Source organism: Streptomyces botrytidirepellens, from assembly GCF_003721215.1.
GTDB lineage: Bacteria > Actinomycetota > Actinomycetes > Streptomycetales > Streptomycetaceae > Streptomyces > Streptomyces himastatinicus.
Map to the genome: position 1 here is coordinate 1 of NZ_RIBZ01000292.1, position 12,241 is coordinate 12,241.

2 protein-coding genes are annotated in these 12,241 nt (G+C 74.4%); both read right to left on the reverse strand.

The window, feature by feature from the left end; all coding sequences use genetic code 11:
- Positions 1 to 11,579 (reverse strand): type I polyketide synthase (locus EEJ42_RS24380; RefSeq protein WP_123102885.1); only part of this gene is annotated, 11,579 nt, incomplete at its 3' end.
- Positions 11,580 to 11,621: 42 nt separating this feature from the next.
- Positions 11,622 to 12,241 (reverse strand): phosphopantetheine-binding protein (locus EEJ42_RS24385; RefSeq protein WP_246097330.1); only part of this gene is annotated, 620 nt, incomplete at its 5' end.

The window sequence follows — 12,241 nt, forward strand, 5'->3', positions numbered from 1 at the left end:
GCCGCCGTACGCCGTCCGGCGCCGCCGCCACCGGTGGTGGCGAGTGCCCGCAGGGTGGCGGGCAGGCGCTCGGCGGGCAGGGCGGCCAGGGTCCGGGGGTTCACGTCGGCCGCCACCAGCAGGTGGCCGCCGTGCTGGACGGCGGCGTCGAGCAAGGCCAGGCCCTGCCGGGTGCCGAGGGCGCCCACGCCCGTACGGGCCATCCGGGCGAGGTCGGCCTCGGCCAGGTGGCCGGTCATCCCGCTGGCGTCGGCCCACAGTCCCCAGGCCACCGAAACGCCCGGCAGTCCTTCGGCCCGGCGGCGGGCCGCCAAGGCGTCGCAGAAGGCGTTCGCGGCGGCGTAGTTGGCCTGCCCGGGGCTGCCCAGCACTCCGGCCGCGGAGGAGAACATCACGAACATGCCGAGCCGCAAGTCCGCGGTCGCCGCGTGCAGATGCGCGGCCGCCGTGGCCTTGGCCTGCCACACCCGTGCCACCCGCTCCGGAGTCTGCGAGGTGACCACCGCGTCGTCCAGGACACCCGTGGCGTGGATGACGCCGGTCAGCGGATGCTCCGTGTCGATGCCCGCCACCAGCTCCGTCACCGCGGTCGCGTCCGTGACGTCCACGGCGACGACGCGCACCTGTGCGCCCAGGTCGCCGAGGCGGGCGGTCAGTTCCGCGGCGCCCGGCGCGTCCGGGCCCCGCCTGCCGGCCAACACCAGGTGGCGGATCTGCCAGGTGCGTACGAGGTGTTCGGCGACGATCCCGCCCAGCGTGCCGGTGCCGCCCGTGATGAGCACCGTGCCGTCCGGGTTCACGGCTGCGGGTACGTCCAGCACCAGCTTGCCGGTGTGGCGGGCCTGGCTGAGCTGCCGCAGCGCCTCCCGCGCCCGGCTCAGCGGCCAGGTCCGTACGGGTGCGGGCCGCAGCACCCCGGCGGTGAACAGCTCGCGGAGCGTGCGCAGCATCTCGCCGATGCGGTCCGGTCCGGCGTCGGGCACCAGGTCGAAGGCCCGGTAGCGCACACCGGGGTGGGTGGCGGCGATGTGCTCCGGGTCGCGGATGTCGGTCTTGCCCATCTCCGACAGCCGCCCGCCGTCGGCCAGCAGCCGCAGCGAGGCATCGACGAAGGGTCCCGCGAGGCTGTTCAACACCACGTCCACACCGCGGCCGCCGGTGGCGTCCCGTAGCGCGGTCTCGAAATCGAGGGTGCGCGACGAGGCCCGGTGTGCCGGGTCGATGCCCATCTCCTCCAGCACCCCATGCTTGCCGGGGCTGGCCGTGGCGTACACCTCGGCGCCCAGGTGGCGGGCGATCTGGACGGCGGCCATGCCGACGCCGCCGGTCGCGGCGTGGATGAGCACCGACTCCCCGCGCCGTAGTCCGGCCAGGTCCACCAGCCCGTACCAGGCGGTGAGGAACACCACCGGTACGGCGGCGGCCTGCTGGAAGGTCCAGCCGTCCGGGATCGGCACCACCATCCGCGCGTCCGCCACCGCCAGCGGGCCGAACGCGCCTTCGAACAGGCCCATCACGCGGTCGCCCACCGCGAGTCCGGTCACCCCGGCACCGATGTCCACGACCAGGCCCGCGCCTTCGCTGCCCCGGAACACCCCGCCGCCCGGGTACATCCCGACGGCGATCAGGGCGTCGCGGAAGTTGACTCCTGCCGCGTGGACCGCGATACGGACCTCACCGGGACCCAGTGGTTCGAGCACCTCGGGGCAGGGCACCGGGGTCACGTTCTCGATGGTCGCGGCGCCGTCCACCGCGAGTCGCCAGGCCGGTTGCCCCACCGGGGCCACCAGCCCACCGCTTCCGGCGGCCCCGGCGCGCATCAGCCGCGGCGCCCACACCCGGCCCGCGCGCACCGCCACCTGCGGTTCGGCCAGCGCCATGGCGCACAGCACACCGTCCAGGACACCGTTCAGCACACCGGTGCCCGGTCCGTCCACCGGGCCACGGGGGTCGAGGTCGAGCAGGATGAACCGGTCGGGGTTCTCCGCCTGCGCGCTGCGCAGCAGCCCCCACACCGCCGCACCGGCCGCGTCCACGGCATCGGTTCCGGGACCGTCCGCGTCGGGTGCACCCGCAGCGACGGCGCCCTGCGTCACCACCACCAACCGGGCGTCGGACAGCCGCGGTTCGGCCAGCCACGCCTGGAGCAGGCCCATCGTGCGCTGGACGGCGGCCATGCCCTCGGCCGAGGTGGCAGCCGGTGCGGCCGGGACACCGGTCAACACCACCGAGGGGACGGGTTCGCCGCCGTCGACGCCCGCGAGCAGCGATGTCAGATCCGGGTGGCGCACAGCGCCCGCGGTGTCCCAATCCGCCGGGCTCAGCACCACCCAGTCGCCGCCGTCGGCCGTCCGCTCCGGTGCCCCCGGCAGCGGGATCCAGTCCAGCGTGAACAGCCCGTCCGCGCCACGGCGGCCCGGGGTGCGCAGCTGGTCCGTACGGGCGGGGCGCAGCACCAGCGAGTCGACTGTGAGGACGGGGTCGCCCACGGCATCGGCCACGGTCACCCGCAACGCCCGCTCTCCGTCCGCGTCCCGCTCGTCCGGTGAGAGCCGCACCCGTACCGTGGTCGCACCGGCGGCCCACAGGGACACTCCGTTCCAGGTGAATGGCAGCCACATCCGCCCCTCGTCGTCCTGTCCGGGCGGCTGCCCGGTGAGCAGGGCGGCCGGGTGGAGTACGGCGTCCAGCAGCGCGGGGTGGATGCCGAATCCGCCGCACTCACCGGCGGTTTCGGGGAGCGCCACCTCGGCCAGCACGTCGGAGCCGTCCCGCCAGAGCTTGCGTACGCCCTGGAAGGCGGGCCCGTAGGCGTATCCGTCGGCGGCGGCCCGCGCGTAGAAGCCGTCCGCGTCCACCGGCTCCGCGCCCGGTGGCGGCCATGTGCCGGAGGGCTCGGGAGCCGGGCGGTCGTGGGGCAGTGGGGCGAGGACGCCGTCGGCGTGGCACAGCCACGCCCCATCGGTGTCGGTGTCCGGGCGGGAGTAGACGCGCACCTCGCGACGGCCGTCCTCGCCGGCCGCGCCCACCGCCACCTGGACGCGCAGCCCGCCGGATTCGGGGAGGATCAGCGGGGTTTGCAGCGTCAGTTCGTCCACGACCGCGCACCCGGCCTCGTCGGCGGCCCGCAGCGCCCATTCGACCAGCGCGGCGCCCGGCACCAGGGGCGCACCGGCCACCACGTGTTCGGCCAGCCAGCCGTGGCCGCCACCGGTTCCGATACGGCCGGTGAGCAGATGGGTGCCGCCATCGGCGAGTTCGACCGCGGCCCCCAGCAGGGGGTGGTCCGCCGAGGTCAGTCCGAGGTCGGCGGGGTCGCCGCCGCGTCCGTCCGCTCCGTCCAGCCAGTAGCGGTCGCGCTGGAAGGCGTACGTCGGCAACGGGACGGTACTGGGCGTGGGGTCGGCCGGGAACAGGGTGGTCCAGTCCGTCTCGACCCCGGCGGTGAACGCCTGCGCCACCGAACGCACCAGCTGGGCCAGATCGCCGTGGTCGCGCCGCAGGGTGGGCACCGCGATGGCCTCGCTGCCCGCTTCCTCGAAGGTTTCCTGCATGCCGACGGTCAGGACGGGGTGGGTGCTGACCTCGATGAACACGCGGTGACCGTCGGCCAGGGCGGCTCGTACGGCGTCGGCGAACCGCACCTGTTCGCGCAGGTTGCGCACCCAGTACGCGGTGTCCAGTCCGGCGGGGTCGGCGGGGCCCGCGGTGACGGTGGAGTAGAAGACCACGCCGGTGCCGGGCTGCCGGACGGGGCGAATGCCGTCCAGCAGCCGGGTGAGTTCGTCGGTGATCTCGTCGACCTGGGGGCTGTGGGAGGCGTAGTCCACCTCGATCGTCCGGGCCCGCCCACCGGTGTCACGGCAGGTGGCCACGGCCGCGGCCACCTGCTCGGGCGGTCCGGACACCACCGTCGACACGGGTCCGTTGACGGCTGCCACCACCACCTCGGCCGCGCGCTCGCCCAGGTCGGCGAGCAGCTGGTCGGCCCGTTCCCGGCCCACGCCGAGGGAGGCCATCGCCCCGCCGCCCGCGAGGCGCCGCAGGGCCCGGCTGCGCAGGGCCACGATGCGGGCGCCGTCGTCCAGCGAGAGTGCCCCGGCCACGCAGGCGGCGGCGATCTCGCCCTGGCTGTGGCCCACGACGGCGGCGGGTTTCACGCCGTGACCGGCCCATACGGCGGCCAGGGACACCATGACCGCCCACAGCACCGGCTGCACCACATCGACCCGGCTCAGGTCGGCGACGCCTTCGGTGCCGCGCAGCACATCGGTGAGCGACCAGTCGACGTAGGGGGCGAGGGCCCGTTCGCAGGCGGCCACCCGCTCCGCGAACACCGGGGAGACGTCGAGCAGTTCGGCCCCCATTCCCTGCCACTGCGATCCCTGTCCCGGGAACACCAGCACCGGACCGGCCGCGTGCGGGTCCGGTGCGGTGCCGGATTGCACGACGCCCGGGTGGGTTTCGTCGGCCGCCAGCGCCTTCACGGCGGCCAGCAACTCCGTACGGCTCGCACCGACGACCACGGCCCGGTGGTCGAAGAGCGTACGGGTCCTGATCAGCGACCAGCCGACCTCGGCGGGCGTGGCCCCGGGAGCGGTGGCGAGGTGGGCGGCCAGTGCCCGGGCCTGCTCACGCAGCGCCGTCGCGCCCCGTGCGGACAGCACCCAGGGCACCACGCCCCGGTGGACGGCGGGCTCCGCCATGTCGGGCGGTTTCGGCGCTTGGGGGGATTCCGGCGCCTGTTCGAGGATCACATGGGCGTTGGTGCCGCTGATGCCGAAGGAGGACACGGCGGCCCGGCGGGGGCGCTCCTCGTGCGGCCATTCCACCGCCTCCGTCAGCAGCCGCACGCCGTCCTCCCACTCCACGTGCGGGCTCGGCGCGTCGAGGTGCAGGGAGGCGGGAAGCAGTCCGTGCCGCATCGCCATCACCATCTTGATGACGCCCGCCACCCCGGCGGCCGCCTGGGTGTGCCCGATGTTCGACTTGATGGAGCCGAGCCACAGCGGCCGCCCGTCGGCCCGCTCCCGCCCGTAGGTGGCGAGCAGCGCCTGCGCCTCGATCGGGTCGCCGAGCGTGGTTCCGGTGCCGTGGGCCTCCACCGCGTCGATGTCGGCCGGGGTGAGGCGGGCGGTGGCGAGCGCCTGCCGGATCACCCGCTGCTGCGAGGGTCCGTTGGGGGCGGTCAGGCCGTTGGAGGCACCGTCCTGGTTGACGGCCGAACCGCGGAACAGGGCGAGCACGTGGTGTCCGTTGCGCCGGGCGTCCGACAGGCGTTCCAGGACGAGCAGTCCGATGCCCTCGCCCCAGCCCGTGCCGTCGGCCGCCGCCGCAAACGGCTTGCAGCGGCCGTCGGTGGCCAGTCCACGCTGCCGCGAGAACTCGACGAAGGTGTTCGGCGTGGCCATCACGGTCACGCCACCCGCCAGGGCCAGGGCGCATTCGCCCTGGCGCAGCGCCTGGGCTGCCAGATGCATGGCCACCAGCGACGACGAACACGCCGTGTCCACCGTCACCGCGGGCCCCTCAAGGCCGAAGGTGAACGCGACCCGCCCGGAGGCGATGCTCGGGGTGCTGCCGGTCATCAGGCGGCCCTCGACGCCCTCCGGGGTACGGCCCAGGAAGCGGCTGCCGTAGTCGTCGTACATGACGCCGGTGATCACAGCGGTCTGGCTGCCGCGCAGGGTCACCGGGTCGATGCCCGCGTTCTCGAAGGCCTGCCAGGCGGTCTCCAGCAGCAGCCGCTGCTGGGGGTCGGTGGCCAGCGCCTCGCGCGGACTGATGCCGAAGAACTCGGCATCGAAGCGCGCCGCGTCGTAGAGGAATCCGCCCTCGCGGGCGTAGCTGGTGCCGGGGTGGTCGGGGTCCGGGTCGAAGAGCCCCGCCAGGTCCCAGCCCCGNTGGTCGGGGTCCGGGTCGAAGAGCCCCGCCAGGTCCCAGCCCCGGTCCGCCGGGAACTCACCGATCGCGTCCACACCCTCGGACACCAGCCGCCACAGTTCCTCGGGCGACCCGACACCGCCCGGATAGCGGCAGGCCATGCCGACGATGGCGATGGGATCGCCGTCGGTGGCCACCGTGGCGGCCACGGGCGCGGGCGGTGTGCCGTCGCGGGTCCCGATCAGCTTCTCGCGCAGGAAGCCGACCAGGGCGTCGGGGGTCGGATAGTCGAAGATGACGGTGGCCGGGATCCGGGTCCCGGTGGCCGCGTTGAGCCGGTTGCGCAGGTCGAGGGCGGTCAGCGAGTCGAAGCCGAGTTCCTGGAAGGCCCGGCCCAGCTCGATGGCCTCCGGTGCCGGATGCGCGAGAACGGTGGCCACCTGGGCGCGGACCAGCTCGCCGAGGACCCGGTTCTGTTCGGCGGCGGGCAGACCCGCCAGCCGCTCCGCCCAGGACACCGTCCCGGCCTCCTGGGCGGGCCGCCGGGCGGCGCCGGGCACCAGGGCCCGCAGTACGGGCGGCAGTGGCCCGGTGGCGACCCGGGCGCGCAGCGCGGTCAGATCGAAGCGGGCCGGTACGAGGACGGGGTACGGGGTGGTCAGCGCGGTGTCCAGCAGCACCGGCACCTGGTCGTCCGCGATGGGGGCGACACCGGAGCGCGCCATCCTGGCCAGGTCGGCGTCGTCGAGGTCGTGCGTCATGCCACCGGCCGAGGCCAGCAGCCCCCAGGCCAGCGTGTGGGTCACCAGGCCCTCGGCGCGGCGGTGTTCGGCGAGGGCGTTGAGGAACATGTTGGCGGCCGCGTAGTTGGCCTGGCCGCCGTTGCCCATGACGGAGGCGGCGGAGGAGAACATCACGAACGCCGCCGGAGCCATCTCACGGGTCAGCCGGTGCAGATGCCACGCCGCGTCGAGCTTCGGGCCGAGTACGGCATCGAACCGCTCGGGGGTCAGCGAGGTGATCACACCGTCGTCCAGCACCCCGGCGGCGTGGACGACGGCCGTCAGCGGATGGGCGGCGGGGATCGTGGCCAGCAGCGCTGCCACCGCGTGCGGATCGGCGACGTCACAGGCGGCGACCCGCACCTCCGTGCCCAGGTCGGCCAGTTCGGCGGTGAACGCGTCGATGTCGTGTGCGGCCGGGCCCCGCCGGGAGACCAGCAGCAGATGCCGGGCGCCGTGTGCGGTGGCCAGATGCCGGGAGACCAGTCGGCCGAGCGCTCCGGTGCCGCCGGTGATCAGGATGGTTCCGTCCGGGTCGAGGGCGGGAAGCGGCGCCCCGTGGTCGGGGCGGGCCCGCACCAGGCGGGGGACGCGTACGACCCCGCCCCGTACCGCCAGCTCGGTTTCACCGGCCGCCACGGCGGCCGGGAGGGCGGTGCGCAGGGCGTGGCGGGAGGCCGTGTCGTCGTCCAGGTCCAGCAGCAGGATCCGCTCGGGGTGTTCGGCCTGCGCGGCGCGGACCAGGCCCCACAGGGGTGCGGTGGTCAGGTCCGCGGGCGGGTCCTCGGGGGTGGCGGCGATCGCGCCGCGGGTGGCGATCACCAGCCGGGCCGTGCCGAACCGTTCGTCGGCCAGCCACGTGCGCAGCGCGTCCAGCACCTGATGGGCGGTCGCACGCACCCGTACGGGGGTCTCGTCGGGGTCGGACGTCGCGCTGCCGCGGTCGGTGTACGGCATGATGACGAGGCTCGGGACCGGCAGTCCTGCGCCGATGGCGGCCTGGAGCGCGGCCAGGTCCGGATGGGTGGAGCCGGGTTCGGGGCCCTCGTCGCCCAGGACCAGGGGATCGGTGCCGACGATGGCCCAGCTCTCGGCCGTCGCCCGTTGGTCGGCGGGCAGTGGCTGGGGCTGCCAGTCGAGGCGGTACAGGCAGTCGTCGGTGTGCGTGGAGCGCCAGCGGTCGGCGGAGATCTCGCGCAGCCCGAGGGTTTCGATGGTGGCGGCCACGGCGCCGTGGTCGTCGGTCAGGGTGAGCGTGACGGTGTCCGGGCCGGTCGGGGTGATGCGGACCCGTAGCCGGGTGGCGCCGGTGGCGAACAGCCGTACCCCGCTGAAGGAGAACGGCAGTCGGACGGTGCTCGCGGAGCCGTCCGGCGTGCGGTCGGCGTTGAACAGCTCCTCCACCGGGTGCAGCGCGCTGTCGAGAAGGGCGGGGTGCAGGCCGAAGCCCTCGGCGTCGCCCCGCTGCTCGGTGGCCAGGCGCACCTCGGCCAGCATGTCCTCGCCGTGCCGCCACGCGGCGTGCAGTCCGCGGAAGGAGGGCCCGTACGCGTACCCCTGCTCGGTGAGGCGCCGGTACAGGTCGGCCACGTCGACCGGCACCGCGTCGGCCGGTGGCCACGGCGCCGGGGACGCCGCCGGAGCGGGCGCCACCGAGGGCGCGAGGAGCCCGACGGCGTGGCGGCGCCAGGTGTCCGTGGTTCCCGGGGCCTCGTCGTCCTGGTCCGCGGGCCGCGAGGAGAGGGTGAGCGCCCGGCGGCCCGCGTTGTCGGGGGCGGCGACCGCCAGCTGGATGCGCACCGCGCCGGAGGCGGGCAGGAGCAGCGGGGTCTCCAGGGTGAGGTCGTCGACCACGTCGCAGCCCGCCCGCGCACCGGCGAGCAGGGCCAGCTCCAGGAGGGCCGTCCCGGGCAGCGGGACGCTGCCCGCGATGGTGTGGTCCGCCAGCCAGGGGTGGGTGTTCAGTGACAGCCGCCCGGTGAGCAGCAGTTCGCCGTCGGGTGTTTCCACCACGGCCTGGAGGAGGGAGTGGCCGGTGGCGCCGAGCCCGGCGGCGCGTACGTCGGCGGTGCCGTTCGGGACCGGCCGCCAGTAGCGCTCGCGCTGGAAGCGGTAGGTGGGCAGGTCGACCTGGCCCGCGCCGTCCGGTAGCGCGGCGGAGAAGTCGGCGGTGCCGCCGTCGATGTGCATCCGGGCCAGGGCGGAGAGCAGGGTGCGGGGCTCGTCGCGGCCGTGCCGCAGGGCGGTGGCGAACACCGGCGCCGTCTCCGGTGCCGTCGCGTCGGCTGTGGTCCCGTCGGCTGTCGTCACGTGGGTGGCGGGAGCGTCTGCGTCGAGGGCGTCCTCGGCCATGGTGGTGAGGACGGCGTCCGGGCCGAGCTCGAGGTAGCGCACCACGCCCTCGGCGCGCAGGGTCCGCAGTCCGTCGTGGAACCGTACGGGCTCGCGGACGTGACGTACCCAGTACTCCGGGTCGCGGAGCTGGTCGGGGTCGGCCACCTCACCCGTGACGTTGGAGATCACCGGGATGTGCGGCGCGTGGTAGGTGAGGGTGCGGGCGACCTCGCGGAAGTCGTCCAGCATGGGCTGGAGGAGCGGCGAGTGGAAGGCATGGCTGACGCGCAGCCGCTTGGTGCGGTGGCCGCGCCCCTTGAGTATGCGTACCACCGCGTCGACGGCGTCCTCGGCACCGGACACCACGAGGGCGGAGGGGCCGTTGACGGCGGCCAGGGCGAGACGGTCCGCGTGCTCGCTGAGCAGGGGGAGGACCTGTTCCTCGGTGGCCTCGACGGCGGCCATGGCGCCACCGGCCGGGAGCGCCTGCATGAGGCGCCCCCGGGCGGCGACGAGGGTGCAGGCGTCCGGCAGCGACAGCACGCCCGCCACATGTGCGGCGACGATTTCGCCGACGGAGTGTCCGGTCAGATATCCGGGGGTGAGCCCGAAGGACTCCACCAGCCGGAAGAGGGCGGTCTCCAGGGCGAAGAGGGCCGCCTGGGTCACTCCGGTGCGGTGCAGGGAGCGGGCCTCGTCGGCGTCCTCGGCGGCGAAGAGAAGGTCGCGCAGCGAGCACCCCAGCAGCGGGTCCAGATGGGCGCACGCCTCGTCGAGGGCCGTGGCGAACACCTCGAAGCGCCGGTACAACTCCGCGCCCATACCTGGCCGTTGGCTGCCCTGACCGGTGAACATGAACGCGGTGGCACCGGGTCGGGCCGCCCCGGCCCGGGTCAGCCCGGGGTGGGTCCGGCCGTCGGCCAGCGCGCGTACGGCCGTCAGCAGCTGGTCGCGGTCGTCGCCGAGGATCACGGCCCGGTGTTCGAACACGGTGCGGGTCCTGGCGAGCGACCAGCCCACGTCGGCCAGGGGCAGCCGCGGGTGGGCGTCGGCATGGTCGGCCAGCGCCGCGGCCTGGTCGCACAGCGCCTGGCCGGTACGGGCGGACAGCACCCAGGGCAGCGCGCGGCCGCCGGGCTGGGCGCTCTCGGTGGCCGGGCGCGCGAGCGGTCCGTCGGGGGCGGATTCGAGGAGGGTCGGTGCTGCTTCGAGGAGGAGGTGGGCGTTGGTTCCGGAGATGCCGAACGAGGACACCGCGGCCCGGCGCGGGCGTTCCCCGCGTGGCCAGGCGACGGGTTCGGTGAGCAGGCGTACCGCGCGCGCGTCCCAGTTCACATGCGGGGTGGGCCGGTTGACGTTCAGGGTGGCGGGCAGCGTCTCGTGCCGCATCGCCATGACCATCTTGATGACGCCCGCCACACCTGCGGCGCCCTGCGTGTGGCCGATGTTCGACTTGACCGACCCCAGCCACAGTGGCTTTCCGTCGGGCCGGTCCTGCCCATAGGTGGTCAGCAGCGCGTGCGCCTCGATGGGGTCGCCCAGCCGGGTGCCGGTGCCGTGTGCCTCGACCACGTCCACCTCGGCCGGTGACAGCCGTGCGTTCGCCAACGCCTGGGTGATGACGCGCTGTTGGGAGGGGCCGTTGGGCGCGGTCAGGCCGTTCGAGGCGCCGTCCTGGTTGATGGCCGAGCCCCTGATGACCGCCAGCACCCGGTGGCCGTGGCGACGGGCGTCGGACAGCCGTTCCAGCAGCACCAGGCCGACGCCCTCGGCGAAGGCGGTGCCGTCGGCGTCCGCGGAGAACGCCTTGCACCGGCCGTCGGGCGCGAGCCCCCGCTGCCGGGAGAACTCGGTGAACACGTTCGGGATCGCCATCACCGTCACACCACCGGCCAGGGCGAGACCGCATTCGCCCTGCCGCAGCGCCTGACAGGCCAGATGCATGGCCACCAGCGACGACGAACACGCCGTGTCCACCGTCACCGCGGGCCCTTCGAGTCCGAGCGTGTACGCCACCCGGCCCGACAGCACACTGGGGGCGTTGCCCGTCACCAGATAGCCCTCGGCGCTCCGGTCGATGTGCGGCGTGCCGAAACCGGGGAGGGCGGTCCCGGCGTAGACGCCCGTCGAGCTGCCCTTGAGCGAGGCGGGGTCGATTCCGGCACGCTCCAGCAACTCCCAGGACACCTCCAGCAGCAGCCGCTGCTGGGGGTCGACGGCCACGGCCTCGCGGGGGCTGATGCCGAAGAACTCGGGGTCGAACCGGTCGGCGTCGTAGAGGAAACCGCCCTCGCGGGCGTGGCTGGTGCCGGGGTGGTCCGGGTCCGGGTGGAACAGGTTCTCCAGGTCCCAGCCGCGATCCGTGGGGAACTCCCCCATCGCGTGTTCGCCCGAGGCGACGAGCCGCCACAGGTCCTCGGGCGTACGCACACCCCCCGGATACCGGCAGGCCATGCTCACCACGGCCACCGGCTCCTGGGAGCGGTCCTCCATGGCGCGGAGCCGCTGGCGTGTCTCGTGGAGGTCGCCCGCCACTCGCCTCAGATAGTCGACCAGCTTCTCTTCGTCAGCATGCGGCACAGAGGGTCACCCGGCCTTCCGCGAAAGGGCGCGCCACGTCGGTCATGACAGGCCAAGCTCGTTGTCGATGAAATCCAGCACCTGATCGGCGGTCGCGACTTGGAGCCGTTCCACGGCGCCGCCGTCGTCGCCGCCCGAGGGACACATCGCCTTCCATCGCGAAAGCAACGTCTCCAGCCGGGTCGTGACCGCCCCGGAATCCAGCTCCTCGACGGCCACGGCGGACAGGCTGTTCTCCAGCCTGACCAGCTCGTTGAAGACCGGGTGGAGGACGTCCCGGCCCGGGGGCCCGGCGTCGTCCGGGGCGAGTTGTCGACGCAGGTGCTCGGCGAGCGCGGCCGCTTCGGGATGGTCGAAGACGAGCGCCGCGGGCAGCCGCAGACCGGTGGCCGCGGCCAGCCGGTTCCGCAGTTCGACCCCGGTCAGCGAATCGAAACCGAGGTCCTTGAACGACGCGTCCGGGTGCACGGTGGTGGGGTCGGCGTGACCCAGCACGGTGGCGGCGTGGCTGCGCACCAGGTTGAGCAGCAGCCGGTGCTGCTCGGGGGACGGCAGCCCGCGGAGCCGGGCGGCCCAGTCGGTCGGCCGGCCACCGGCCGCCGCGGTCGGCCTTCCACGGCCGCTGCCGCCGGTGGCCGCGAGCGCCCGGAGCGGGGTGGGCA